The organism is Nonomuraea sp. NPDC050310, from assembly GCF_040655795.1.
In the GTDB taxonomy this organism is placed as follows: domain Bacteria; phylum Actinomycetota; class Actinomycetes; order Streptosporangiales; family Streptosporangiaceae; genus Nonomuraea.
The window spans coordinates 106,027-129,162 of record NZ_JBFAKP010000007.1; the positions used below are offsets into that span (position 1 = coordinate 106,027).

Here is a 23,136-nt window from a genome sequence, read left to right on the forward strand (position 1 = left end):
GGAACACCCCATGGATCCGCAGGCACGCACCACGCACGGCTGGGTCTCCGGGCGCTGGGCCGGCGACGTGGCCGAGTTCCTCGGCCTGCCGTACGCCGAGCCGCCCGTCGGTGAGCTGCGCCTGCGCCCGCCGCGCCCGCCGGCGCGGTGGGCGGGCGTGCGGCCCTGCCACGCGTACGGCCCGGCGGCCCCGCAACCACCGGCCGACTACAACGAAGGCGTGCCCGAACTCCTGCGCGGCGGCGACGACTACCTCAACCTCAACGTCTTCACGCCAGACCCCGGCGGGTCCGGCCTGCCGGTGCTGGTGTGGCTGCACGGCGGCGGCTTCGCGGCGGGCGGCAACGCCAGCCCCTGGTACCACGGCGGCGGCTTCGCCCGCTCCGGCGTGGTGCTGGTCACGCCGAACTACCGGCTCGGCCCGGAGGGCTTCCTGCCCCTGGCCGGCGGCTCGGCCAACCTCGGCGTGCGCGACTGGGTGCGGGCGCTGGAATGGGTGGCGGCCAACATCGCGGCCTTCGGCGGCGACCCGGGAGCGGTCACCGTGGGCGGGCAGTCGGCCGGTGGCCAGGCGGCCGTCACGCTGCTGGCCGTACCCGCGGCGGCCGGGCTGTTCCACCGCGTGATCGACATGAGCGGCGGATCGGTGGCGTGGGAGGACGCCGAGTCGGCCACGGCCTGGGCACGCCGCTACGCCGGGCACCTCGGCGTGCCGCCGACGCGGGAGGCCTTCGCCGCGCTCGACCCCCGCGCCACGGCCGAGGCGCACGCCGGGCTGGAACGGCCGGGGGAGGGCGTGCTGGGGCGGATCTTCGGCGAGGGCACGCGCGGGTTCAACCCCTTCGTCGACGGCGAGGTCGTCGCCGGGGACCCGCTAGACGTGCTCCGGTCCGGGACCGCGGCGGGGGTGCCGCTGCTGGTCGGCAGCGCGGCCGAGGAGTTCAACGAGGTCCTGCGCGCGCAGCGAGGGCCGCTGGAGGCCGCCGAGTACGCCGAGGCGCTGCGGGCGCTCGACGTGGGCCCCCGGGAGCGCGAGTTCTACGAGGAGCGATGGCCGGCCGGGCTGGAGGTGCTCGGCCAGGTGCTGACCGACCGGCTCTTCCGCGTGCCGACGCTGCGGGTGGCGCAGGCCCATCCCGGGCCGGTGCACCTGTACGACTTCCGCTGGCGCTCCCCGGCCAACGGCGGCGCGACGGGGGCCGGGCACTGCGTGGACCTGCCGTTCGTCTTCGACTGCCTCGACGCGCCCGGCGTGGAGCGCATGTGCGGCCCGCACCCGCCGGCCGAGCTCGCGGCGCGGATGCACGGGGCCTGGGCCGCCTTCGTGCGCTCCGGCGACCCCGGCTGGCCCCGGTACGGCGAGCACGGGGCGGCCCGGGTCTTCGACGTGCCGGACGCCGGCCTGGAGGCCGATCCGCTGCGCGAGGAGTCGGCGTTCTGGCCCGACCTGGTCTGACCCGGTCGCGTGCGGCTCAGGAGGCGACGACGAGCGGCAGCCCGGCCAGCAGCCGCTCGCGCAGGACGTCGCCGCGCACACCGATCTCGGCCAGGTCGTCCGGCCCCGGCGTGCCGGTGACCAGCAGCTCGGGCACGAGCAGGCGGCTCAGCGGAATATCGGGCGCCGGATCGGCCAGCCCGCCGATCTCCGCCTGGGCCAGGTCGAGGTAGCCGGGCTTGAGCGTCCGGCCGCGCAGGGTGCCGCCGACCAGGTCGGGGCAGAACTCGTTCCAGAAGATCGAGACGGTGGCGCGCAGGTCGCCGTGGACCATCACCAGGGTGCCGGTCATGTCGCCGACGACGGCCTCGGCCGTCACGTGCCCGCGCACGACGAGCTTCGCGTCGCCGGCCAGGTAGAGGTTCCGCGCCCGCAGGTCGCCGAGGACGATCAGGGCGGCGTCGCCGTAGTCGGGGTCGACGACGTTCCCGTCGACGTCGAGGTCGCCGTCCACGATGTACCCGGTGGCGGCCTCGGGGGTGCCGTCGAGCCACGGCGTCCGCTTGTGGTCGTCGAGCGCCAGCTCACCGCTCACCGTCGCCGGGCCGGGGACCAGGATGTACTCCTCCTCGTAGAGGTTCTCGTACGTGGACTCCGGCAGGCCCCGGCGCTCGAACAGCGCCACCGCGTCGTCCCAGGCGAGGTAACTCGATCGCATGCGGGCGACCATAGCAGGAGGAACCGCCCTTGGACGATCTTGAAGCAGCGATCAGATTCTCATGATCATTGGCCGGGGAGGCCGGGGACATGATCATGCTTCCCGGAGTGCTTCCGGCCCTGCTCGCCCTGTTCCTCACCCCCGCCCCGGCCGCCGACCCGCCCGCTCCGGCCGAGCCCTACGAGTCCAGGATCGTCACCCAGTGCAGCGACCAGCTCCCCTGGCCCGGCGACGTCCGCGGCCGGGTGGTCCGCCGCGTGCACTTCGAGGGCCGCGCGGTCGAGCTCCACGCCCGGCGCTTCAACGGCAAGGAGTACGGCTGGGCCCGGCTCACCGGCTCCACCAGGGCCGGCGACGAGGTCTACATGATGGTCTACAAGGGCGACCAGAGCTGCTACACCCGGCTGCAGCGGATCGGCATCGACGGGTACGACGCCTGGTCGCAGATGTGGCCCACCAGCAACCAGTCCAGCCTGCGGTTCCAGGCGTGCGGCTGGTTCCCCTACGCCGGCGAGCAGGGCACCAGCCGCTGCACCGACCGCTGGTAGCCGTCGAGGTCCACTTTGACGGCGCAAACAAGTGAAGATAGAACAGGAGCGCGGTTCGCGCCGCCGGTCCGGGCCGACTCTGTCCGCAACGCCGGCGGCACGCCCCTTCCGCCGCCGCACCCCGAGGAGGCCGGATGCCGGCAGACCCCACCCGCCCGCCCGCGCCCTTGGACCCCGCGCTTCGTGGCTCCCACCCCGAACCGGTGGACCCCTCTCGTCCGCCCGCGCTCCGGGCGTCCGACGCCGAGCGTGACCGGATCATCGACGTGCTGCGCGCCGCCGTGACCGACGGTCGGCTCGAACCGGTCGAGTTCGACGAGCGGGTGGACGCCGCGCTGGCCGCCCGCACCGTCGAGGCGCTGGCCCCGCTGGTCGCCGACCTCGTGCCGAGGCCCGGCGCCGGGCTCACCACCGCCCTGCCGTACTCCGCTGAGCCCGCCGCCGAGCTGCTCACCATCAAGGAGAGCCACGGCACGGTCCGCCGGGAGGGCCGCTGGACCCTGCCGCACCGCCTCCTGCTCCGCACCTCGTGGAGCGACGTGCACCTCGACCTGAGCGAAGCGGTGTGCACCGTGCCCGAGCTCGTCATCGAGCTGAAGGTCAGCGGCGGCCGGGTGGACCTCATCCTCGCGCCCGGCATGATCGTGGACGTCAACGAGCTGTCCGCCCGGCACAGCCACGTCATGATCAGCCGCGACGCCGGCGGCGGCGCCCTCCCGGAGACGCTCCGCGTCCGCCTGGTCGGCCGGCTCCGGCACGGCCACCTGGAGACCCGCTGGCAGACCCCACGCCGATGAGCAGGACCGGCACGAGTTCACGTCCCTGACCCGCACCGGCCGTTGATCGGTGTCCCGCTCGACCTGCTGCGGCCCAGCCGTGGCTCAGGCCGGCTTCCAGGCGCCGATCCGGTCGAGGCGGCGGCGCTGGTGCCGGGCGGTCGGCTCGTCGAGGCCCTGGGCGCGGCCGGTGAGCCGATCGGCGACCTCGGCCCGGAGCTCGACCGGCTTGTGGTCGTCGTACTTGAACTTGGCCCGCACCTCGGCGACCTCCAGCCGCAGCCCGCGAATCCCCGACAACATCCGCCCATAAGGCGCCTGGCCCACGACCACCGGGGCGTGCCCGCCCTCGGGCTGGAAGTGAGCCAGTTGCCGGCGCAGCAGTTCGGCCTTCTCCTCGGGATCGTCGAGCACGACCGCCCGGCAGGTGAACTGGACGGCCGCGTAGTAGCTGGTCGGCACCCCGTCGGCGACATCGGCCCGCGGCGCCGCCCGCCACGTGCTCGGCACGTAGGCGTAGTCCCCGATCACGGTGAACGTGACGTCCGGGTCGTGCTCGATCGCCTTCCAGACCGGGTTCGGCCGGGCGAGATGGACGAGCAGATCGCCCCCGTCATACGCGAAGTGCGTGGGCACCACCACGGGCGCCTGCCCCGGCAGGCCGTTCACGCACAACTGCCCGAAGTCGTGCCCCTCGGCGACCCAGGTCTGCCACTCGGCCTCGTCCAGGCCGGCGTCCCAGGGCTGGATGAACATGGGGGTCCTCCTCGGTCGGTCGCGTGCGGCCCCAGGGTAGAACGCGAGCTCCGAGCCCCGAGGAGGCGGTGCCCCGCCCAGAGGCTCTCTCGATGCCGGCTGTCGCATCGTCTGTCATCGGCCGGGCCGCCGCGCTCCGCTCCGTCAGCCCGCTGACCTGCTGGTTTCCGGGTACGGCCGGCCGCACGCGCGACAGGTCGCGGGGCGCGCCGAAATTGTCGGTCGGCGTGATTACCCTCCGGGCATGGACGCTGTCGAACCGTTGCAGATGCCGCCCATGGTGCTCCACTCGGGCGAGGTCCCCGCCTTCCTGCTGGCCTGGCGCCGATCCACGGCGGCCGGCTGGGAGGGGCGCCTGGCCATCCCCCGGCCCGGAACGGCCGTGGAGTACCTGTGGGCCCCCGCCGCCCAGCTGACCCGCCTGCGAAGCGCCGACTACAGCGCCGTCCCCCGTGACGAGGAACGGCCGTTACGGCTGCCGCCGATGGTGCTGTCCAGGGGCGACAACCCGGCCTTCCTGCTCGCCTGGCGGCCCTTCACCGCCGACGGCCGGCAGGGCTGGGACGGGCACCTGGCCATCCCGCCCCGGCTGGCCGGGGTCGCCGCCCGGATCACCCTCATCTGGGTGAGCGCGAGCGGCATCCGGCGCCTGCCGGAGGTCGACTACAGCTTCGTGCCCCGGCTGCTTCCGGCTGCGGGAGGTGTCCTGAAGTCGGCGTGACGTGCGGACTCGTTTGGCGTCGGCTCCCTCCGTGGATACCCTGGGGGGTATGGAGCTGAACGAAACGATGGTCGGCGACGCCACGGTCCGGTTGCGCCGGGCCCATGGTCAGCTCGCCGGGGTGATCTCGATGATCGAGGCGGGGGAGGACTGCGTGAAGGTCCTCACCCAGCTCGCGGCGGTCTCCAAGGCGCTCGACCGGGCCGGCTTCAAGATCGTGGCCAGCGGCCTGCGGCACTGCCAGGAGGCACAGGCCAGGGGAGAGGCCGCCCCCATGCCGGTCGAGGAGCTGGAGAAGCTCTTCCTCGCCCTCGCCTGACCCACCTCCGCCACCAGCTCACCCGACTCCGGCTCGGGTGGCTCCGTCTTCGGGTGGCTCCGTCTTCGGGTGGCTCCGTCTTCGGGTGGCTCCGCTTTCGGGCGGTTCCGTCTTCGGGCGGGTCTGCGGGTCCGACGCCGGCCCTCCATCTGGCCCCGTCTCCGGGTCGCCTCGGCCCGGACGTGTCACCCGCCCATACCCCAAGGGGTTTACTGGCTCGCCCTGGGGTTATCCATCCACGACATATACCCCCCGGGGTACTGACAAAAGGCGCACGCGCATGAAGATCATCTCGTTCCGGACGCCCGGACTGGGCGACCAGAGCCACCTGCTCACCCACGACGGCAAGGGCATCCTCGTAGACCCCCAGCGCGACATCGACCGCTTCCTGTCCGCCGCCGCCGACCACGACGTCGAACTGCGCTACGTCCTGGAAACGCACCTCCACAACGACTACCTGTCCGGCGCCGAACAGGCGGCCCTGCGATCCGGCGCCGAGCTGGTACTGCCCGCCGCAGCAGCCGCCGCCTACCCCCACACCCCGGCCTTCCACCTGGAGGAGCTCCCGGCGACCGGCGGCCTGTCCATCCGCCCGATCCACACCCCAGGGCACACCCCGGAGCACACCAGCTACCTGGTGCTGATCGACGGCGAGCCGGTGGCGGTGTTCTCCGGCGGCAGCCTGCTCGTCGCCTCCGCCGGGCGTCCCGACCTGCTCGGCCCCGAGCGCGCCCGCACGCTGGCCAAGCTCCAGCACGGCTCGCTGCACCGCCTGGCCGGTCTGCCGCGCGAGGTGGGCCTGTACCCGACCCACGGCGAGGGCTCCTTCTGCAGCACGAGCGGCGTGGGCCGGCACACCTCCACCATCGGCGCCGAGCAGGACGGCAACCCGCTGCTCGCCCTGCCCGACCAGGACGCCTTCGCCGACCAACTACTCGCCGCGCCCATGCCGATCCCGGCCTTCTACGAGCACGTGGGCCCCGTCAACCTGCTCGGAGTGCCGCCGCTCCCGCAGCGCTCCACGCCCGAGCTGAGCGTCGAGGAGGTGCCCGGCGAGGCTCACGTGCTCGACCTCCGGCCCCGCACCGCCCAGGCCGCCGGCTTCCTGCCCGGCTCGACCGGCGTCGAGCTGGCCGACGACTTCGGGAGCTGGGCGGGGTGGCTCCTGCCGTACGGCGAGCCGATCGTCCTGGTCGCCGAGCCCGGCCAGGACGTCGCCGAGGCGCTGGTCCAACTGGCCAGGATCGGTTTGGACGACGTGCGCGGCGTGCTGCGCGACCTCGGACCGGCCGCGACCGCCCGCTTCGAGCTCCTCGACCTGCCCGCCTTCCTGGAGCGGCTGCCCGGCGCCCAGGTGCTCGACGTCCGGATGCCCAGCGAGCGCGAGGCCGCCCCGTTGCCCGGCGCCGTCGAGCGCTTCCTGCCCGACCTGATCGCCCAGGGCATCCCGGCGGAACTGGACCCCAGCCGGCCCTTGCTGGTCGTCTGCGGATCGGGCCGCCGCGCGTCCATCGCCGCGACCATCCTGACCCGCCACGGCTTCGACCCCGTGGTCCTCAACCAGGCCGGAGCCGCCGACGTCGCCGCCGCCCTGCCCACCGCCTGAGCGGCCGCTCCCCGCCCGCCGCCTGACCGGCCCGCCCAGCCACGCCGCGAAGCCCGCCGCTCCCGATCGGCCCGGCCGCTCCTCAGATCGGATCGCCCCGCCCCGCTCGCCCGGTCCGACTGTTCCTCTAGCCAGACTCGCCCTGCCCCGCTCGGTCGGCCCGGCTGTTCCTCTAGCCGGGCCCGCCCCGCCGCTCTCGGTCGGCCCGGCTGTTCCCCTTGCCGGGTTCGCCCCGGTCAGCCGGTACGGCCAGCACGGCCTGCACGGATCGGGTGATCACGTCCCCGGCGTGGTGCGGTTCCAGGCGGCCGGCCCGGACCTCGGCCGCTGCCCCGTGCAGGATGTAGTGCACGACGTTGACCAGCCACGTAGCAGGCAGGTCGGTCCGGAAGACGCCCTGCTCCCGCCCCCGGCGCACGAGCTCGCTCATCCGCCGAGCAGGCTCCTCGTGCAGCTCACGCACCCGCCCTGGAGGCAGCACCTCCTCGGCCGCCGCCAGCAACGCCGCTGACTCGGCGACGACCTGCCAGCTCGACTCCAGCAGCCGGGTCATGGCCTCGCCGGCGTGCCCGGACAGGTCGACCGACGACAACGTCTCGTCCCCGGCCCGCAACGCGTCCATGAGGGCGGCCTCGACGAGGTCGGCCCGGGTGGCGAAGTGCCCGTAGAGGGTCATCCGTCCCACGCCCGCCGCCTTGGCGATGTCGTCGGTCTTGGCGTGCGGGTCGGAGCTCAGCAGGTCGCGGGCGGCGGAGACGATGCGGGCGATGCTGCGCTCGGCGTCGGCACGGCGCTTCGGGCGCACGGAGGAGTCGGCCATGCCTCACCCTAACGCGTATGCAGATATACGAGTTATAGTGACGGCAAAGCTCGTATATGGACATACGAGTTAACCGATTGGAGAACCCGATGACCCCACCCACGGCACACCCGGCGCGCTGGCGCATCCTCGGCCTGCTGGGCGTGGCCCAGCTCATGCTGATCCTCGACGTCACCGTCGTCGCCCTCGCGCTGCCGCACATCGAGACCGACCTCGGCCTCAGCCGCGAGGCGCTGACCTGGACGGTCAGCGCCTACACGCTCACCTTCGGCGGCCTCATGCTGCTCGGCGGGCGGATCTCGGACCTGCTAGGCGCCCGCTGGATCGTGCTGGCCGGCCTCCTGATCTTCACCGGGGCCTCGCTGGCCACCGGCCTGGCCGAGAGCGCGCCCGCCCTGGTCGGCGGCCGGATCGGTCAGGGGGTGGGTGCGGCCCTGCTCTCGCCGGCGGCGCTGTCGCTGGTCGTGGGGCTGTTCGAGGGGGAGGAGCGCAACCGGGCGCTGGGCGTGTGGTCCGCGCTCGGCGGTGGCGGGGCCGCCCTCGGGGTGCTGCTCGGCGGCCTGCTCACCGCAGGGCCGGGCTGGGCGTGGGTGTTCTACGTCAACGTGCCCATCGGGCTGGTGATCGCCGTCCTGCTGGCCGTACTCCTGCCCAGGCAGCGGGCCTGGGCCGCTGCGGGGACGCGGCTCGACGTCCTCGGCGCGGTGCTGGTGACGGCGGCCTCCGCGTCGCTGATCTACGCGCTCATCGCCGCGGGGGAGGGCGGGTGGGTCACGCCGCTCACCGGCTGGCTGGTCCTGGCCGCGGCCGTGGGTTACGTGCTCTTCGTGGTGTGGCAGCGGCGGGCCCGGTCGCCGCTGATGGACGTCCGGCTGCTGGTGCGGCGGCCGGTGGCGACCGGGGCGTTTCTCATCCTGATGGCGACGGCGCTGATGATCGCGGTGTTCTTCCTGGGGACGTTCTACTTCCAGCAGGCGCTCGGCTACGGGGCGCTGCTCACGGGTGTGCTGTTCCTGCCGGTGGCGGTGCTCACCATGGTGGGCGCCAACCTGACCGGGCGGTTGATCGGGCGGTGGGGGGCGCGGGTGCTGGCCGTCGCGGGGCTGGCGGTGGCGGCGGCCGGGCTGGCTGTGCCGGCGGTGTGGATGCATCCGGTCGGCGTGGTGGCCGGGGTCTCGGTGGCCGCGGCCGGGACCGGGGCGCTGTTCGTGGTCGCCTCGGCGACCGCGCTCGGTCAGGTGGCGCCGCACGAGGCGGGGATCGCCTCCGGGATCGTGAGCACCTTCCACGAGTTCGGCGCCTCGGCCGGCGCCGCGGTGATCTCCAGTGTCGCGGCGGCGAGCCTGGCCGGGACGACGCTGAGCGGGTTCACCGGCGGGTTCACCGTGGCGGCCGCCGCCGCGGGCGCCGGAATCGTGATCGCCGCCCTGATCACCCCACCCCGGCCGCGCCGGACCTCCACCGCGAAGGGACAGGGATGATCACGATTCGCCGCGCCACGCCCCAGGACGCCGCCATGGTGCACGGGCTCATGCGCGCGCTCGCCGAGCACCAGGACGAGGGCTGGGCGGTCACGGTGACCGTCGACCGGCTTGCCGGTTACCTCGGCCGGCCCGAGGTCGGCTACCTCGTCGCCGAGCGGGACGGCAGGCCGGTCGGGTACGTCTCGTGGCTCCGGCGGGTGAGCCTGTGGGCGGGCCGAGACTACCTCGCGCTGGACGACCTGTACGTGGCCGACGGAGAGCGGGGGCACGGCGTCGGCGAGCGGCTCATGCGGGCCGTCGCCGAGGAGGCCGGAGGTCTGGTGATCCGCTGGGAGGTCGCCCAGGCGAACGTGGCCGCGCAACGCTTCTACGCGCGCATCGGCGCCACCCTCACCACCAAGACCATCTGCCGGCTGGCGACGGCCGATCAGCTCAGGTCGTCGTAGACGTCGCGGGTGATCGCGGTGAGGGCCTTGCGCATCTGCCGCTCGGAGGGGTTGCGGTCGCTCTTGGCCTTGTAGTGCCAATAGATGACCCGCAGCGTGGCGTTGCCCCAGCGCGAGACCATGATCCCTGTGGTGCGGTCGAGGTTGTACCCCTGCCCGTCGCCGATGGCGTAGTAGAGGGCGGCCTCGTCGCCGACGCCCGCGACCGGTTCGCCGTCGATGAGTGCCCCGCCGGAGACCGACCGGTGGGCGTTCTCCTTGAACTCGGTGAAGGTGTCCTGGTTGACCTTCAGATGGACGTCGATGACCCCGCTGAACTCGCCCTCGGGCGGGCCGCCGCCCGGCGCCCAGCGGGGGCCGCGCTGGAGGATGGGCACCTGGTGCTCGTTCTGGGTCCTCCGGTCGTCCTCGGGGTCCGGGCGGCAGTCCGCCCCGGGGGCGTACTTGGCGAGGGTCTCCGGGTCGAGGAGCTCGCAGCCCTGCGCGACGTCGGTGAACGTCACGGCGGGTGGGAAGCTGGGAGCCGGGCTGCTCGGCGCGGCGGTGCCGGCCGGGGCGGCCACGCCCTCGACCAGGGAGCACGCGCCCGCGCCGAGCGTGAGCAGAGCCGCGGTCGCCACCTGCCGGAGCGTTCTCATAGCCACCAGACGTTAGTGTCCGCCGCCGATGTCCGCCACCGTGCATGAAGGGGCGATCTGAGGGCACTCGATGCCCGCACTTCGATCGTCGAACCCTCGCGGGCCACGTATGATGAAGCGGTATTCAGGTATTCACCTTCAGGTGTCGGATAAGTGAGGGCTCGACGATGGATGCCTCGGCCGTGCTGTCCGATCACCCGGACGCCGGTAGCCGGGTCGTGCCGACCCCGCTGTCGCTGATGAGCGTCAGCCTGCTGCAGGGCACGCTGATCACCGTCTCCGGTGAGCTCGACGCCACCAACGTGGCCATGCTGGAACGGTATGTCGCCGAACACCACCCCGACCCCGGCCGGGCCCTGGTGCTCGACCTGGGCGGGCTGTCCTTCCTGGACAGCAGCGGCCTCGGCCTGCTGATCCACCTGCGCGGCCAGGGCGGCACGCGGGGCAGCCTCCACCTGGCCGCCCTCCAGCCCCGGCCGGCGCATCTCATGGAGATCACCGGCGCGCTGCGCCACTTCGACGTGCATCCCACGCTGGAGCAGGCGCTTCAGGCGGCCGGGCCGTTCCCGACCTGAGACCGTGCCGGGTGACCGGTAGCCTGACAAGCAGATACACCTTTTGACCACGTATGGGAGCACACCTTGACCCTCCGAGGGGATGCCGACCGGCCTCGCGTCGAAGCGCTGCTGCGCGAGCGCGAGGAGATCATCTTCAAGCGCTGGACCGAGCTGGCCGCCTCCGCCGCGGGCGCCCACGAGAACCCGGGAGCGCTTGCCGTACGCCTGCGGGAGATCTACCAGGCGCTGCTGCGCTCGCTGGCCGACGGCGGGGACGCCACCGAACTGCGCGGCCTGCTGGCCGAGCTGTCCAGGTCGCGGGCGCGCGAGGGGTTCACCCCGAGCGAGACCGCCGTGGTCGTCTTCAGCCTCAAGGAAGCGGTGTACGAGTCGGTGGCCGACGGCGGCGACTTCGCGACGCTGCGCGGCTTCATCTGGTTCTCCAAGATCGTGGACGACCTCGGGCTGCTCACCTTCGAGACCTTCGCCACCGCCCGCGAGAAGATCATCGCCGACCAGGCCGAGCAGCTCCTGGAGCTGTCCACCCCGGTCGTCAAGCTGTGGGAGGGCATCCTGGCGGTGCCGCTGGTCGGCACGCTCGACTCCGCCCGCACCCAGGTCGTCATGGAGAAGCTGCTCCAGGCGCTGGTCGACACCGGCTCCGAGCACGCGGTGATCGACATCACCGGCGTGCCCGCCGTGGACACCCAGGTCGCCCAGCACCTGCTGAAGACCGTGGTCGCCGCCCGGCTGATGGGCGCCGAGTGCGTCATCTCCGGCATCCGGCCGCAGATCGCCCACACCATCGTCACCCTCGGCATCGAGTTCGGCGACATCGTCACCAAGGCGTCGCTGTCCGACGCGCTCGCCCACGCGCTGCGGCAGAGCGGGGTGGAGATCACCGGCAGCGGGTCACGCCGCGTGGTCGTCGGGACGGAACACGCCTGATGGACCGCGTCCCCATTCTCAAGCTCGGCGACATCCTGATCGTCTCCATCCAGATCGACCTGCAGGACCAGAGCGTGCTGGCCCTGCAGGAGGACCTGGCCGACGCCGTCGTCACGCACGGCGCCCGCGGCGTGATCATCGACATCACCGCCGTGGAGATCGTCGACTCCTTCATCGGCCGCATGCTGGCCACCATCGCCTCCATCTCCCGCATGCTCGACGCCGAGACCATCGTCGTCGGCATGCGCCCGGCGGTCGCCATCACGCTGGTCGAGCTCGGCCTCTCGCTCGGCGGCGTGCGCACGGCGCTCAACCTGGAGAAGGGCGTCGCGCTGCTCGACGGACGCGGCGCCCCCGCGGTGCGCCGGTGAGCGACGCGGTAGAACTGCCCATCGCCGGCAACAGCGATGTCGTGCTGGTGCGCCAGGAGGTCCGCACCCGCGCGCAGGGGGTGGGCCTTTCCCTGGTGGACCAGACCAAGCTGGTCACCGCCGCGAGCGAGCTGGCCAGGAACGCCCTGGTGTACGCCGGGGGCGGCCGGGCACGCATCGAGGTCGTCAGCAACGGCCTGCGCGACGGCCTGAAACTCACCTTCACCGACGAGGGGCCGGGCATCCCCGATCTGGAGCTGGCCCTCACCGACGGCTGGACCACCGGCGGCGGCCTCGGCCTCGGCCTGAGCGGCTCGCGGCGCCTGGTCGACGAGTTCGACCTGGAGTCGAAGCCCGGGGCGGGCACCCGCGTGACGGTGATCAAGTGGGCGAGGTGATCAGGTCCAGGGACGACGTCTGGACCGCGATCGAGGACTCCAGCGCCATCGGCGCCGCCCGCCGCCGGGCCACGGCGCTGGCCGAGGCGGCCGGTTTCGACGAGCACGACAGCGGCCGGGTCGCCCTGGCGGTCACCGAGGCCGCCTCCAACCTGATCAAGCACGCGGTCGAGGGCGGCATGCTGATCCGCGTCCACCCCGAGAGCGTGGAGGCGGTCGAGGTGATCGCGCTGGATCGCGGCCCCGGCATCCAGGACCTCAACCGCGCGCTGCGCGACGGCTACTCCACCGCCGGCACGCTCGGCGTCGGGCTGGGCGGCATCGCCAGGATGGCCAGCGCCCACGAGGTGCACTCGATGCCCGGCCGGGGAACGGTCCTGGCCATGTGCTTCACCAAGGCCGACGTGCCGACCCCGCCGCTGCGGGTGAGCGGCCTGACCCGGCCGATCGGCGAGGAGGTCGTCTCCGGCGACGCCTTCGCCTGCGCCGACTCGCCCGAGCTCGCGGTGATCATGATGTGTGACGGTCTCGGCCACGGCGAGCCGGCGGCCAACGCCTCCCGCCAGGCCGTGCGCGCCTTCGTGGACGGCGACCCGTTCGGCAGCTCCCCGGCGGAGACGCTGCGGCGCGTGCACCGCGCGCTGGCCGGCACGCGGGGCGGCGCGGTCGCCGTGGCGAGGCTCGACCGGGTGGCCGGCACGGTGCGGTACGCCGGGCTGGGCAACATCTCCGGCTGGGTGGTCCGCTCCGACGGCCGCCAGGGCATGATCTCGGTGCCGGGCATCGCGGGGCACCACAGCCGCACGCTGCGCGAGTACGACTACGCGGTGAGCCCGCAGAGCCTGGTCGTGCTGCACTCCGACGGCCTGTCCGAGCGCTGGGACCTGTCCGGGATGCGCGGCGTGACCGCCCGCGCCCCGGCCGTCGTCGCCGCCACCCTGCTGCGCGAGGCCGGTACCCGGCGCGACGACGCCTGTGTCGCGGTGCTGCGCGCCGCTTCGCCCGTGGCGGCGGCGTGAGCGCCGAACTGGGCCGCCTCCTGGTCGCCGACGACCAGGACGTCTTCGCCGTGCGCCGGGTGGGCCGCGAGGTGGCCGCCGCGACCGGCATGTCCGAGCAGGACCAGATCCGCGTCGCCACCGCGCTCAGCGAGGTCGGCCGCGAGATCGTCGCCGCGGTCCGCGGCGTCACCGTCCGCTTCCTCCTGGACGGGGCGGACCTGGCCGTCTCGCTGGAGTTCACCCCGGGGTACGGCTACCGCCCCGCCGAGGGCGTGACGATGGCCGGACGGCTGATGGACACGGTCGAGGCCACCGACGGCCGCATCGTCCTGCGCAAGCGGCTGACAGGAGGGACGGGAGCCTTGAGCGCCGAGGAGATCAGGGCCAGGATCGACGACCTGACCCCCGCCAGCGCGCTGGACGAGCTGCGCCAGCAGAACCGCGACCTGGCCAGCACCCTGGAGGAGGTCCGCCAGCTCAACGGCGAGCTGGAGGAGACCAACCGCGGGGTGATGGCGCTGTACAACCAGCTCTCGGCCGAGCTGGAGGAGACCAACCGCGGCGTGGTCGCGCTCTACGCCGAGCTGGACGAGAAGTCCACGCAGCTGCGCGAGGCCAGCGACGCCAAGGACCGCTTCTGGGCGACCGTCAGCCACGAGCTGCGCACCCCGCTCAACTCCATCATCGGCCTGGTGCGGCTGCTGACCGGCCCCGGCGGCGAGCCGCTGGCCGGCGAACAACTCCACCAGATCGAGCTCATCGGCTCCTCGGCCGAGACGCTGCTGGCGCTGGTCAGCGAGCTCCTGGACATGGCCAAGGCCGAGTCGGGCCGGCTGGACCCGCAGCCGGGCGAGGTGGACGTGGTCGCGCTGGTCGAACGGCTGCACCTGACGCTCCTGCCCACCTCGGGCGCCGAGCAGGTCACGCTGGCGGTCCAGGTGCCCGAGCCGTCGCCCCGGCTGGTGGCCGACGAGGCGATGCTCACCAGGATCCTGCGCAACCTGCTGGCCAACAGCCTGAAGTTCACCGAGCGCGGCGAGGTCGAGCTGACCGTCCGGCCCGACGAGGCGGCCAGCGAGCTGGTCTTCACCGTGCGCGACACCGGCATCGGCATCCCCGCCGAGCACCTGGAGCGGGTCTTCGAGGAGTTCTACCAGGTGCCCGGCCCGGCGCAGCTCCGCGCCAAGGGCACGGGGCTCGGCCTGCCGTACGCCAGGAGACTGGCCGAGGCGATGGGCGGCACCCTGCGGCTGAGCAGCCGGGAGGGCGAGGGCACGACGGCGACGCTGCGGCTGCCGCACCAGCCGTCCGACGTGCCGGTCGTGGGGCGGGTGCTGCTGGCCGACGACGACGACAACTTCCGCTCGGGGGTGCGCCGGATGCTGACCGGGTTCGCCGAGCGCATCGACGAGGCGGCCGACGGCCCCGCGGCGCTGGCCGCCATGGCCGCCGACCCGCCGGATCTCGCGCTGCTCGACCTGCTGATGCCGGTCATGGGCGGGGCCGCGCTGATCCAGCGCATGGCCGAGGACGAGCGGCTGCGGGACATCCCGGTGATCATCATCACCGCCGCGGCCTCGCACCACCACCCGGCCGGCGCGCGCGTCGTGCTGGCCAAGCACGGGCTCCGCCGTGACGCGCTGCTCGGCGCGGTACGGCAGGCGCTGGGGAGGGCCGATGGCTGACGGCGGGCAGGCGACCGTGCTGGTCGTGGACGACACCCCGACCAAGCTGTACATCCTGTCGAGCTGGTTGCGCCGGGCCGGGCACCACGTGGTCGAGGCGACCGGGGGGCTCGAAGCGCTGGAGAAGGTGCGCTCGGTCCGCCCCGACCTGGTCGTGCTCGACGTGCGGCTGCCCGATCTGTCGGGCTACGAGGTGTGCGAGCGGATCAAGGCCGATCCGGCCACCTCGGCCATCCCGGTGATCCAGATCTCCGGCGCGGCCGTCACCGCGGCCGACCGGGCACTCGGCCTGCACCGCGGCGCCGACGGCTACCTCGCCGAGCCGGTCGAGCCGGACGAGTTCGCCGCCACGGTCGAGGCGACCCTGCGTTACTACCGGGCGCGGCAGCGGTCCGACCGGCTGGCCCGGCGGCTGAGCGCGCTCACCGACCTGACCCTCGCGCTCAACGCGGCCGAGAGCTTCGACGCGTTGCTGGCCACCGCCGTGGCCGGGGCGGGCCGCATCCTCGACCGACGCGCGGGGGCGCTGGCCGTACCGGCCGACGGGCGCACCCGCCGCTTCACCGCCGACCCCGCGACCGGCGAGGTGACCGCGCGCAGCGTGCCGCCCGGCGCCCTCGAACAGCTCGCCGAGCAGGTGCTCGAAGACAGGCCCGGCACGAAGCTGCACCTCATCCCGATCAAGGAATGGTCGCGGGTCGCCCCCGACACCATCGCGCAACGCGACATCGTCGCGGTGCTGTCGCGCTCCAAGAGCGGCCGGCCGGCCATCTGCCTGGGCGTCGACCCCGATCCCGACCTCGACGAGGACGAGCGCGTCATCCTGCGCCAGATCGGCCAGGCGGTCGCGCTCGCCGTGGACTCGCTGCGCTCCTACGCCGAGGAGCACGCCATCGCGCTCACCCTGCAGCGCAGCCTGCTGCCGGCGCGCGTGCCCGAGGTCGACGGCCTGGACCTCGGCTGGCGCTACCGGCCCGCGCTGGACAACGTCGAGGTCGGCGGCGACTTCTACGAGGTCCTCGAACTCGGCGAGCGGGTGCTGGTCGCGATCGGCGACGTGCAGGGCCACTCGCTGCGCGCCGCCACCGTGATGGCGGAGCTGCGGCACGCGCTGCGCGCCTCGCTGCTCGGGCGGGTCGATCTGGGGGAGTCGCTGGCGCTGCTCAACGACGTGCTGCGCCGCTACCACCCGCGGATGACCGCCACCGTCTGCCTGGTGCTGACCGAGCCGGCCACCGGCCGCACTCTGGTCGCCAACGCCGGGCACATCCCGCCCGTGCTGGTCGAGCCCGGCGGCCACCCCCGCTACCACGCCTTCGGCAACCTGCTGCTCGGCGTCACCCACGAGACCTACCGGGTCGACGAGGTGCACATCCCGCCCGGCGGCGTGCTGCTGATGTTCACCGACGGGCTGGTCGAGGACCGCGGCGTGCCGCTGGAGGAGAGCCTGGAGGTGGCGCGCAAGAGCGCGGAGACGATCGGGCCCGACCTGGAGGAGTTCGCCGACCGGCTGATCGAGAGCTTCGGCGCCAGGGAGGACGACGTCGCCCTGGTGGTGTTCCGGCGCCGCTAGCCCGGCGGGGTACGGCCGGCCGTGAGCCCCTCGCTGTGCAGGTAGGCCTGCAGCAGCCGGTGCTCCTCCCGCAGCCGGCGCGCGGCCTCGCTGGTCCCGCCGTTGTCGTGGATCACGTCGAGCGCCGCGCCGGTGTAGGCGTCGCTCGCCGCGGCCTCGATCTCCCGGGCGATCGGGGCGCTCAGCACCTGGAGCCCGATCCACTGCTGCCGTTCGGTGTGCCGCGCCTGCAGGTCCTGCTGGGCGGCGGCCAGGACCGACTCGGCCAGCCGTACCCGGGCGTCGAGGTGCCTGGTGACGATCTCGCGCGCCTGCTCCCGCTGCTCCGGCGCGAGCGGGCCGGAGCTGTTCCGGTCTCGGGTCTGTTCCGACATCTCTACCTCCTGAGCCCCCGTCCGGGAGCCTCACGGCGGCCGGTCTCGGCCGCATGGCGTGCTGGGTCATGCGCAGGGCGTGACGGGTCCGGCCCGGGAGGGAGGGCGGGCCGGCGGGGGGCGAAGGTCAGCCGCCTTGAGGACGGATCACCTCCCGCACAGCCCATGACGGTAGCGGGATCAACGGATATGTGCGGGCGATCACGCCAATACCCAGGTCAGCAGGGGTACGGCAAGCCGCGGCCAGGCGCGTCAGGCGGGCACCTCGGCGAGCGCGCCGACGTCCACGCCGAGACCGGCGAGGTCCATCACGTCCGCGCAGTAGCCGACCACGACGGTGCGCTCGCCGTACCGTCTGGTGACGCGCAGCGTCGGCCGGTCGTCGAGCACGATCGCCTCGACCTCGGTCCCGTCGGGAGAGCGCCAGATAGCCATGACATCCACGCTAGGCGGCTCGGCGTAACCGGCAAGTAATGACAAAGTAGACATTCGCTGGCGGGGTGGCCGTCCACCGCCCCGGGTGGACGGCCCGCCCCGCTCTAGCCCTGGTACGGCGCCGCCACATCCAGGACCCACGTCACGCCGAACCGGTCGGTCAGCATGCCGTACAGCGGGGCCCACGGGGCCGGCTCCAGCGGCCGGACCACGGCCGAGCCCTGCGCGAGCCCGGCCCACAGGGCCCGGATCTCCTCGGGGTCGTCGCCGCGCACGGAGACGAAGAACGGCCGCTCGCCCTGGTGCCACCCCAGCGACGACGGCACGTCGTAGGCCATGACGTGGAAGCCGCCGGGGGCCGACACCTCGCCCCACATCACCCAGTCCGCCTCGCTCTCCTCCTGCACGGCGCCGGCGTCCTTGTAGGTGACGGCCACCAGGTGCCCGCCGAAGACGGACTGGTAGAAGGCGAGCGCCTCGCGGGCGTCGCCCCGGAAGTTCAGGTGGGTGGTGGTCTTGACGGACATGATCTGTTCCTTGCCTCGAACGGTCGAGCCGGGCGGCTCGTCCGCCACGATGCCGGAGGTAGCGGACAGGTTCTGTCCTGTACTGCGCGCACAATGGACGACATGCAGAAGACCTCCGCCCGGCTGCTCGCCCTGCTCTCGCTGCTGCAGACGCACCGGGACTGGCCGGGCGAGGACCTGGCCGGGCGGCTCGACGTCACCGCCCGGACCGTGCGCCGCGACATCGACCGCCTGCGGGAGCTGGGTTACCTGATCACGACCGTCAAGGGACCGGCCGGGGGTTACCGCCTGGACGCGGGCAACCGGCTGCCGCCGATGCTGTTCGACGACCGCCAGGCCGTCGCGCTGGCGGTCGCCCTGCAGAGCGCCGTGGGGGCGGGCACCGCCGTCGCCGAGGACGCCGCCCGGGCCCTGGCCACCGTCCGGCAGGTGATGCCGCCGCGGCTGCGCCACCGGATCGACCTGCTGCAGGTCACGGCGGTGGGGGCGGTGGGCGGTCCTGATCCGGAGCTGCTGCTGGAGCTGAGCCGGGTCATCCACGCTCGGGAGGAGCTGCGCTTCGCCTACGCGCCGGAGCTCGACGTGGGGCGCCGGGTGCAGCCGCACCACCTGGTGACCTGGCGGGGGCGGTGGTACCTGGTGGCCTGGGACCTCGACCGGGAGGACTGGCGGGTCTTCCGGGCCGACCGGGTGCGGCCGCGCGTCCCCACCGGGCCGCGCTTCGAGCCGCGTGAACTGCCTGGCGGGGACGTTGCGGCGTTCCTGCGGGGGCGGTTCCGCGGCACCGACGGCACGACGGCCGCCTGGCCCTGCCTGGGGGAGGTCGTCCTGCACCGGCCCGCCGCCGAGGTCGCCCCCTTCGCCGGGGACGGGATCGTGGAGGAGCTCGGGCCGGGGCGGTGCCGGCTCGTCCTCGGCTCCTGGTCGTGGACCGGGCTGGCGGCGGCGCTCGGGCGCTTCGACGCCGAGATCGAGGTGATCGGCCCGCCCGCCCTCGCCGCCGCCTTCACCACCCTGGCCGCCCGCTACACCCGCGCCACCCGGCCGGACCCCTCCGCCGCCTCGCCCACCCCCGCCGCTCAGGTGGACCCTTCCGTCACCTCGGCCATCCCCGCCGCCCACGCGGACCCTTCCGCCGCCTCGCCCACCCCCGCCGCCCACGCGGACCCTTCCGCCACCTCGCCCACCCCTGCCGCTCAGGTGGACGTGGAGGGAGAGGGGGGTCCACCCGGCCGGGTGAGCGGGGGAGTCACCCGGCCGTGTGGGTGAGGATGGCGTCGGCCAGTTCCCGGTGGGTCTCCGCCGGAAGGGTGTGCCCCATCCCGTCCACGATCAGCAGCCGCGCCCCGGGGATCCGCTCGGCGATGATCGCCCCGTGCCCGGGCTTGACCGGCTCGTGGCTGCCCTCGATGACCAGCGTGGGCGCCTTCACCCGGTCCAGCACCCCCACCGGCTCGAAGTCCGGCCCGGCCGCGGCCGCGAGCCGGTGGTTGGCCACCGCGGACAGGTCCCGCGCCCGGTCGAAGACCCGCTCCTGCAGCCGCCGGGCCGCGTCCTCGTCGAACGGCAACCCGGTCCCGTGCAGCACCCGCTGCTCGGCGATCATGCCGTCGATCACCCCCCGCCGATCCTCCGCCGGGGGCGCGGCCATCAGCGCGCGGAAGAAGTCCACGAACTCCGCCGACGGCTCCGGCAGGCTGCCCTCCGGCTGCGGCTGCCCGGTCAGCGCCCGCAGGAGCACCTGGCCCTCACCCCCGCCCAGCGGCGAGGCGGCGATGACGGTCAGCGACCGCACCCGCTCCGGCGCCTCCACCGCGATGAGCTGGGCGAGCAGCCCGCCCGCCGAATGCCCCACCAGATGCGCGCTGTCCAGGCCGTGCGCGTCCATCACGCGGTAGACGTCGTTCTTGATGTCCTCCCAGGTGTACGGCTGCGCCGCGAAGTCCACGGTGTCCGACCGGCCGGTGTCGCGGTGGTCGTACCGGATCACTCGGCGGCCCCCGGCGGTCAGCCGCCCGACCAGCTCGTCCGGCCACAGGATGCCCTGCGACATCGAACCCATGATCAACAGGATCGGCTCGTCCGTGGCGGCGCCGAACTCTTCACTCCAGATGGCGATGTTTTGCATGAGTCAGAGCATGCCCGTCCCGGCTACCGGTGCCTTCAGTAGAACTACTAGCCGCGCCAGTTCCGTACGGGAGCCGATGCCCAGCTTGGGATAGATCTTGTACAGGTGGTACTCGACCGTGCGCGGGCTCAGGAAGAGCTGGGCGGCGATCTCCTTGCTCGACAACCCGTCCGCGACCAGGCCCGCGATGCGCGACTCCTGCGGGGTGAGCGCCTCCAGCAGGCTCGGCGGGGGAGCGCTGCCGCTCTCTCCGGCCGCTCGCAGCTCCTCCTGGGCGCGGCGGGCCCACGGCAGGGCTCCTGCCTGCTCGAACGTCTCCCACGCCTGCCGCAGATGCGCCCGTGCCTCACCCGGCCGCTGCGCGCGCCGCAACCGCTCGCCCAGCAGCAGCGCGGTCCTGGCCGCCTCGAACGGGTTGGTGTGCAGGCGCAACGCCTCGCGGAAGCCCGACTCCCCGGCGACCTGGGGCTCGCTGGGACCCTCGGCGTGGCCGGTTCCGGTCAGGGCGCGGCAGCGGGCCAGGAGGGCGCGGGACTCGGCGGTCGCCGCGTGGGCGCTCGAGCGCTCGTACGCTTCCAGCGCCGCCCGCGCCCCGGCCTCGTCCCCCGCGCCCACCGCGGCCTCGATGCGGTCCGGCGTGGTCCGCCACGCCACCGACCAGTGCCCCGCCCCCGGCCCGGCCGCCGCGATGGCCTGGAACCGGTCGTACGCCGCCGCATACCGGCCCAGGCACAGGTCCAGCATCGCCCGCGCGTACGCCGCCACCCCCACCCGCAGCCCCACCCGGTGCGGCAGAGCGATCGCCAGCGCCTCACGGGCCAGCCGCTCGCACGCCTCCTCCTCGCCCCGGAGCGCCGCCAGCACCGCCAGGTTGGCCAGGTGCGCGGCCACCGTGTTCGTGTACCCCGCCTCCCGGGCCAGGGCCAGGCCCTCCTCCGACACGGCCTGGCTGCGCGCCAGCCGCCCGGCGAGCCGGTCCGCGGTCGCCACGAATTCCAGCACCACCGGCAACTGCCCGGTCATCCCGGACACCCGCGCCACCTGCCCGGCCCGTCCGGCCAGCTCGGTGGCCAGATCCGCCTCGCCCAGCGCGCTCGCCGCCGCCGTCGCCCACAGGTGACCGGCCGCGTCCTCCAGCTCGTCCACGCCGGCCAGTGCCCGGCGCAGCAGCCCGGGGCCCGCCGTCTCACCGGCCAGCGTCAGGCCGACCCCGGCCACCGCGTCCCGCAGGAACCCCTCGGGGTGGGCAGCCGCCCGGCGGCCCAGCTCGATCATGGACGCCGTGTCGCCCACGTACGAGGCCGCCTCCATGGCGTCGGCCAGCATGTCCAGGGTGTCGCCCGCCGCCAGGATCCGCACCGCTTCGGCGGCGTTGCCGGAGTTCAGCTCGAACCTGCCCCTGAGCTGGGCGATCTCCATCGTGAGCGCGGGGTCGCCGCCGGCCCGTTCCCGGGCCTCGGCCAGCAGCGACTCGGCCTGGCCGGGCCGGCCGCCCAGCCAGGCCGTCACCGCGGCGTCCTTCAGCCGTACGGCACGCGTGCGTGGATCCGGCGTCAGCTCCGCCGCCCTGGCCAGGGCCGTCGCGGCGGCGCCGTACCCGCCTCGCTCCCGTGCCCGTCCCGCCGCCTCGGCCAGGGCCGCCGCCACCGGCTCGGACTGGCCCAGCGCGGACCCGGCCAGATGCCACGCCCGCCGCTCACCCGTGGTCAGCTCCGCCAGCACGCCCCGCGCCCGTCGCACCTCAGCCGGTGCCGTCCCCTCCAGAACCGCGGCCCGTACCAGCGGGTGCCGGAACCGCACCCCACCGTCGGCCACCTCCACCAGCCCGCCCGCCTCAAGCTCCGCCAGCCCGCGCTCATCGGTCTCGGACCGGCCGGTCGGCGCCGCCGTACCGGGTCCGGCCAGGTGGGCGGTGGCGCGCAGGACCACGGTGAGGTCGGTCTCCAGGGCGGCGACCAGGGCGACCCGCCGGGCCTCGGCCGACAGCGCGGCCACCTGGTCGCCGAACAGCCGCGCGCCTCCGGGCAGCGGGTCGGGCAGGGGGTGCCGGCCGGCGAGCTGGCCGGGGGTCAGGCGGGCGGCCAGTTCGTCCAGGGCGAGCGGGTTGCCGCCGGTCAGCTCGATGAGCTCCCGTTTCACCGAGGCGGCCAGGGCTCCGTGGCGGGCCTCCAGCAGTTCGGCCGCCGCCGGCTCGGGCAGCCCGCGCACCTCCACCGTCACCGGTGCGGCCGGATGGCCGTGCTGGGTCGGGGGCCGGTTTCGCTGCGGCAGGTCTTCCCGTACGGCGAGCAGCAGGGCGATCCGTTCGGTGCTCAGCCGCCGGGCGGCGAACAGCAGCGCGTCGGCCGAGGCTCGGTCGGCCCATTGGAAGTCGTCCACCACGCAGAGCAGCCCGTCCGGCGCTGCGGCCTCGACCAGGAGGGACAGCACGCCTGCGCCCAGCAGGAATCGGTCGCCGCCGCCGTCCGCCTGGCCGAGGGCTGCCTGGACGGCTTGTCGTTGCGGGGCGGGCAGGGCGTCGAGCAGGGGGGACACCGGCCACACCAGCTGGTGCAGCACCGCGAAGGTCAGGTCGGACTCCGACTCCACCCCGGTCGTCCGCAGCACCCGCATCGTTCCGGCTTGTGCGGTCGCCGCGTCGAGCAGGGCGGTCTTGCCCGTGCCCGCCTCGCCGCGCAGGACCAGCGCCCCGCCGGAGCCGTCGCGTGCGCGGGTGATCAGCTCGGTCAGGGCGCTGAGTTCCGCGGTTCTGCCGTACAGCACAGAAACCCACCTTACGGGGACTTTGTGGCCGAGATCGCCCTGCGGCCTGGCTGGAGCGGGCGCGCGGGCCGGGCGGGACCGGGGGTCGTAGGGAGGGCGTCAATATTGG

General features: G+C 73.9%; 25 protein-coding genes. 16 read left to right on the top strand and 9 right to left on the bottom strand.

From position 1 onward, the window contains the following. Positions 1-10: 10 nt before the first annotated feature. Positions 11-1,456 carry a carboxylesterase family protein gene (locus tag AB0I67_RS19440; RefSeq protein ID WP_357925146.1) on the top strand — a complete coding sequence of 482 codons (1,446 nt, stop codon included), beginning with the start codon at positions 11-13 and terminating at the stop codon, positions 1,454-1,456. A gap of 16 nt (positions 1,457-1,472) precedes the next feature. On the opposite strand, the gene AB0I67_RS19445 is transcribed toward AB0I67_RS19440, so the two are convergent. Next, complete coding sequence (locus AB0I67_RS19445; RefSeq protein WP_357925149.1) at positions 1,473-2,153, bottom strand: hypothetical protein; 681 nt, start codon at positions 2,151-2,153, stop codon at positions 1,473-1,475. Between the two features lie 89 nt (positions 2,154-2,242). On the opposite strand from AB0I67_RS19445, the gene AB0I67_RS19450 reads away from it, so the two are divergent. Both AB0I67_RS19450 and AB0I67_RS19455 read left to right on the top strand, forming a co-directional pair. Continuing rightward, positions 2,243-2,701, top strand: coding sequence for a hypothetical protein (locus tag AB0I67_RS19450; protein WP_357925152.1), 459 nt, complete (start codon positions 2,243-2,245; stop codon positions 2,699-2,701). Between the two features lie 134 nt (positions 2,702-2,835). Continuing rightward, complete coding sequence (locus AB0I67_RS19455) at positions 2,836-3,498, top strand: DUF1707 domain-containing protein (RefSeq protein ID WP_357925153.1); 663 nt, start codon at positions 2,836-2,838, stop codon at positions 3,496-3,498. 84 nt (positions 3,499-3,582) lie between these two features. Here AB0I67_RS19455 and AB0I67_RS19460 read toward each other — a convergent pair whose 3' ends face one another. Continuing rightward, positions 3,583-4,233 carry an FMN-binding negative transcriptional regulator gene (locus tag AB0I67_RS19460; RefSeq protein WP_357925155.1) on the bottom strand — a complete coding sequence of 217 codons (651 nt, stop codon included), beginning with the start codon at positions 4,231-4,233 and terminating at the stop codon, positions 3,583-3,585. Positions 4,234-4,477: 244 nt separating this feature from the next. On the opposite strand from AB0I67_RS19460, the gene AB0I67_RS19465 reads away from it, so the two are divergent. The 3 genes from AB0I67_RS19465 to AB0I67_RS19475 all read left to right on the top strand — a co-directional run bounded on the left by AB0I67_RS19465 (position 4,478) and on the right by AB0I67_RS19475 (position 6,879). After that, complete coding sequence (locus tag AB0I67_RS19465; RefSeq protein ID WP_357925157.1) at positions 4,478-4,954, top strand: hypothetical protein; 477 nt, start codon at positions 4,478-4,480, stop codon at positions 4,952-4,954. Positions 4,955-5,003: 49 nt separating this feature from the next. Beyond that, on the top strand, positions 5,004-5,273 hold the full coding sequence (locus tag AB0I67_RS19470; protein WP_357925159.1) for a metal-sensitive transcriptional regulator: 270 nt from the start codon (positions 5,004-5,006) through the stop codon (positions 5,271-5,273). Positions 5,274-5,553: 280 nt separating this feature from the next. Beyond that, the gene (locus AB0I67_RS19475) at positions 5,554-6,879 is read left to right on the top strand and encodes an MBL fold metallo-hydrolase (protein ID WP_357925161.1); all 1,326 of its coding nucleotides are present in this window, start codon (positions 5,554-5,556) and stop codon (positions 6,877-6,879) included. A gap of 172 nt (positions 6,880-7,051) precedes the next feature. On the opposite strand, the gene AB0I67_RS19480 is transcribed toward AB0I67_RS19475, so the two are convergent. After that, positions 7,052-7,699, bottom strand: coding sequence for a TetR/AcrR family transcriptional regulator (locus tag AB0I67_RS19480; protein ID WP_357925164.1), 648 nt, complete (start codon positions 7,697-7,699; stop codon positions 7,052-7,054). Positions 7,700-7,788: 89 nt separating this feature from the next. Here AB0I67_RS19480 and AB0I67_RS19485 point away from each other — a divergent pair, with 89 nt between their 5' ends. Together AB0I67_RS19485 and AB0I67_RS19490 are read left to right on the top strand one after the other, a co-directional pair. Then, a complete protein-coding gene (locus AB0I67_RS19485) occupies positions 7,789-9,180 on the top strand; it encodes an MFS transporter (RefSeq protein WP_357925166.1) in 1,392 nt (463 codons plus the stop codon). Beyond that, positions 9,177-9,629, top strand: coding sequence for a GNAT family N-acetyltransferase (locus tag AB0I67_RS19490; protein WP_357925169.1), 453 nt, complete (start codon positions 9,177-9,179; stop codon positions 9,627-9,629). Before AB0I67_RS19485 ends, AB0I67_RS19490 begins: the two co-directional genes overlap by 4 nt. On the opposite strand, the gene AB0I67_RS19495 is transcribed toward AB0I67_RS19490, so the two are convergent. Beyond that, the gene (locus AB0I67_RS19495) at positions 9,611-10,267 is read right to left on the bottom strand and encodes a hypothetical protein (RefSeq protein WP_357925172.1); all 657 of its coding nucleotides are present in this window, start codon (positions 10,265-10,267) and stop codon (positions 9,611-9,613) included. The two genes, AB0I67_RS19490 and AB0I67_RS19495, sit on opposite strands and share 19 nt — an antisense overlap. A gap of 167 nt (positions 10,268-10,434) precedes the next feature. Here AB0I67_RS19495 and AB0I67_RS19500 point away from each other — a divergent pair, with 167 nt between their 5' ends. The 7 genes from AB0I67_RS19500 to AB0I67_RS19530 all read left to right on the top strand — a co-directional run bounded on the left by AB0I67_RS19500 (position 10,435) and on the right by AB0I67_RS19530 (position 16,800). Then, positions 10,435-10,842: an STAS domain-containing protein gene (locus AB0I67_RS19500; RefSeq protein ID WP_357925175.1), complete on the top strand. Its 408-nt coding sequence runs from the start codon at positions 10,435-10,437 to the stop codon at positions 10,840-10,842. Between the two features lie 66 nt (positions 10,843-10,908). Then, the gene (locus tag AB0I67_RS19505) at positions 10,909-11,772 is read left to right on the top strand and encodes an STAS domain-containing protein (RefSeq protein WP_357925178.1); all 864 of its coding nucleotides are present in this window, start codon (positions 10,909-10,911) and stop codon (positions 11,770-11,772) included. Then, a complete protein-coding gene (locus AB0I67_RS19510) occupies positions 11,772-12,143 on the top strand; it encodes an STAS domain-containing protein (RefSeq protein WP_357925181.1) in 372 nt (123 codons plus the stop codon). The genes AB0I67_RS19505 and AB0I67_RS19510 overlap by 1 nt, the downstream gene beginning before the upstream one ends. Beyond that, positions 12,140-12,541: an anti-sigma regulatory factor gene (locus AB0I67_RS19515; protein WP_357925183.1), complete on the top strand. Its 402-nt coding sequence runs from the start codon at positions 12,140-12,142 to the stop codon at positions 12,539-12,541. Before AB0I67_RS19510 ends, AB0I67_RS19515 begins: the two co-directional genes overlap by 4 nt. Further along, positions 12,529-13,560: an ATP-binding protein gene (locus tag AB0I67_RS19520; RefSeq protein WP_357925185.1), complete on the top strand. Its 1,032-nt coding sequence runs from the start codon at positions 12,529-12,531 to the stop codon at positions 13,558-13,560. Before AB0I67_RS19515 ends, AB0I67_RS19520 begins: the two co-directional genes overlap by 13 nt. Beyond that, entirely contained in the window at positions 13,557-15,227 is a 1,671-nt protein-coding gene (locus AB0I67_RS19525; protein ID WP_357925188.1) for an ATP-binding protein, read from the top strand. Before AB0I67_RS19520 ends, AB0I67_RS19525 begins: the two co-directional genes overlap by 4 nt. After that, on the top strand, positions 15,220-16,800 hold the full coding sequence (locus AB0I67_RS19530) for a fused response regulator/phosphatase (RefSeq protein WP_357925191.1): 1,581 nt from the start codon (positions 15,220-15,222) through the stop codon (positions 16,798-16,800). The genes AB0I67_RS19525 and AB0I67_RS19530 overlap by 8 nt, the downstream gene beginning before the upstream one ends. Here AB0I67_RS19530 and AB0I67_RS19535 read toward each other — a convergent pair. From AB0I67_RS19535 to AB0I67_RS19545, 3 genes are all read right to left on the bottom strand, one after another. Beyond that, the gene (locus tag AB0I67_RS19535) at positions 16,797-17,174 is read right to left on the bottom strand and encodes a hypothetical protein (protein ID WP_357925193.1); all 378 of its coding nucleotides are present in this window, start codon (positions 17,172-17,174) and stop codon (positions 16,797-16,799) included. The genes AB0I67_RS19530 and AB0I67_RS19535 overlap by 4 nt on opposite strands. Positions 17,175-17,426: 252 nt before the next feature. Then, complete coding sequence (locus AB0I67_RS19540) at positions 17,427-17,609, bottom strand: hypothetical protein (protein WP_357925195.1); 183 nt, start codon at positions 17,607-17,609, stop codon at positions 17,427-17,429. Between the two features lie 104 nt (positions 17,610-17,713). Then, positions 17,714-18,136, bottom strand: coding sequence for a VOC family protein (locus tag AB0I67_RS19545; RefSeq protein WP_357925198.1), 423 nt, complete (start codon positions 18,134-18,136; stop codon positions 17,714-17,716). Between the two features lie 102 nt (positions 18,137-18,238). Between AB0I67_RS19545 and AB0I67_RS19550 the strand changes: the two genes are divergently transcribed. Next, positions 18,239-19,405 carry a WYL domain-containing protein gene (locus AB0I67_RS19550; protein ID WP_357925201.1) on the top strand — a complete coding sequence of 389 codons (1,167 nt, stop codon included), beginning with the start codon at positions 18,239-18,241 and terminating at the stop codon, positions 19,403-19,405. Here the strand turns inward: AB0I67_RS19550 and AB0I67_RS19555 are convergent. Beyond that, the gene (locus tag AB0I67_RS19555; RefSeq protein WP_357925204.1) at positions 19,386-20,264 is read right to left on the bottom strand and encodes an alpha/beta fold hydrolase; all 879 of its coding nucleotides are present in this window, start codon (positions 20,262-20,264) and stop codon (positions 19,386-19,388) included. The two genes, AB0I67_RS19550 and AB0I67_RS19555, sit on opposite strands and share 20 nt — an antisense overlap. A 3-nt stretch (positions 20,265-20,267) precedes the next feature. Further along, entirely contained in the window at positions 20,268-23,027 is a 2,760-nt protein-coding gene (locus AB0I67_RS19560; protein WP_357925207.1) for an AAA family ATPase, read from the bottom strand. Positions 23,028-23,136 lie beyond the last annotated feature (109 nt).

Bases quoted from the DNA above. Each gene is read 5' to 3' on its own strand.
- AB0I67_RS19540 (WP_357925195.1), bottom strand. From the start codon at position 17,609: ATGGCTATCTGGCGCTCTCCCGACGGGACCGAGGTCGAGGCGATCGTG.
- AB0I67_RS19455 (WP_357925153.1), top strand. From the start codon at position 2,836: ATGCCGGCAGACCCCACCCGCCCGCCCGCGCCCTTGGACCCCGCGCTT.
- AB0I67_RS19470 (WP_357925159.1), top strand. From the start codon at position 5,004: ATGGAGCTGAACGAAACGATGGTCGGCGACGCCACGGTCCGGTTGCGC.
- AB0I67_RS19480 (WP_357925164.1), bottom strand. From the start codon at position 7,699: ATGGCCGACTCCTCCGTGCGCCCGAAGCGCCGTGCCGACGCCGAGCGC.
- AB0I67_RS19555 (WP_357925204.1), bottom strand. From the start codon at position 20,264: ATGCAAAACATCGCCATCTGGAGTGAAGAGTTCGGCGCCGCCACGGAC.
- AB0I67_RS19440 (WP_357925146.1), top strand. From the start codon at position 11: ATGGATCCGCAGGCACGCACCACGCACGGCTGGGTCTCCGGGCGCTGG.
- AB0I67_RS19445 (WP_357925149.1), bottom strand. From the start codon at position 2,153: ATGCGATCGAGTTACCTCGCCTGGGACGACGCGGTGGCGCTGTTCGAG.
- AB0I67_RS19490 (WP_357925169.1), top strand. From the start codon at position 9,177: ATGATCACGATTCGCCGCGCCACGCCCCAGGACGCCGCCATGGTGCAC.
- AB0I67_RS19530 (WP_357925191.1), top strand. From the start codon at position 15,220: ATGGCTGACGGCGGGCAGGCGACCGTGCTGGTCGTGGACGACACCCCG.
- AB0I67_RS19475 (WP_357925161.1), top strand. From the start codon at position 5,554: ATGAAGATCATCTCGTTCCGGACGCCCGGACTGGGCGACCAGAGCCAC.
- AB0I67_RS19485 (WP_357925166.1), top strand. From the start codon at position 7,789: ATGACCCCACCCACGGCACACCCGGCGCGCTGGCGCATCCTCGGCCTG.
- AB0I67_RS19500 (WP_357925175.1), top strand. From the start codon at position 10,435: ATGGATGCCTCGGCCGTGCTGTCCGATCACCCGGACGCCGGTAGCCGG.
- AB0I67_RS19550 (WP_357925201.1), top strand. From the start codon at position 18,239: ATGCAGAAGACCTCCGCCCGGCTGCTCGCCCTGCTCTCGCTGCTGCAG.
- AB0I67_RS19465 (WP_357925157.1), top strand. From the start codon at position 4,478: ATGGACGCTGTCGAACCGTTGCAGATGCCGCCCATGGTGCTCCACTCG.
- AB0I67_RS19545 (WP_357925198.1), bottom strand. From the start codon at position 18,136: ATGTCCGTCAAGACCACCACCCACCTGAACTTCCGGGGCGACGCCCGC.
- AB0I67_RS19460 (WP_357925155.1), bottom strand. From the start codon at position 4,233: ATGTTCATCCAGCCCTGGGACGCCGGCCTGGACGAGGCCGAGTGGCAG.
- AB0I67_RS19450 (WP_357925152.1), top strand. From the start codon at position 2,243: ATGATCATGCTTCCCGGAGTGCTTCCGGCCCTGCTCGCCCTGTTCCTC.
- AB0I67_RS19495 (WP_357925172.1), bottom strand. From the start codon at position 10,267: ATGAGAACGCTCCGGCAGGTGGCGACCGCGGCTCTGCTCACGCTCGGC.
- AB0I67_RS19535 (WP_357925193.1), bottom strand. From the start codon at position 17,174: ATGTCGGAACAGACCCGAGACCGGAACAGCTCCGGCCCGCTCGCGCCG.
- AB0I67_RS19510 (WP_357925181.1), top strand. From the start codon at position 11,772: ATGGACCGCGTCCCCATTCTCAAGCTCGGCGACATCCTGATCGTCTCC.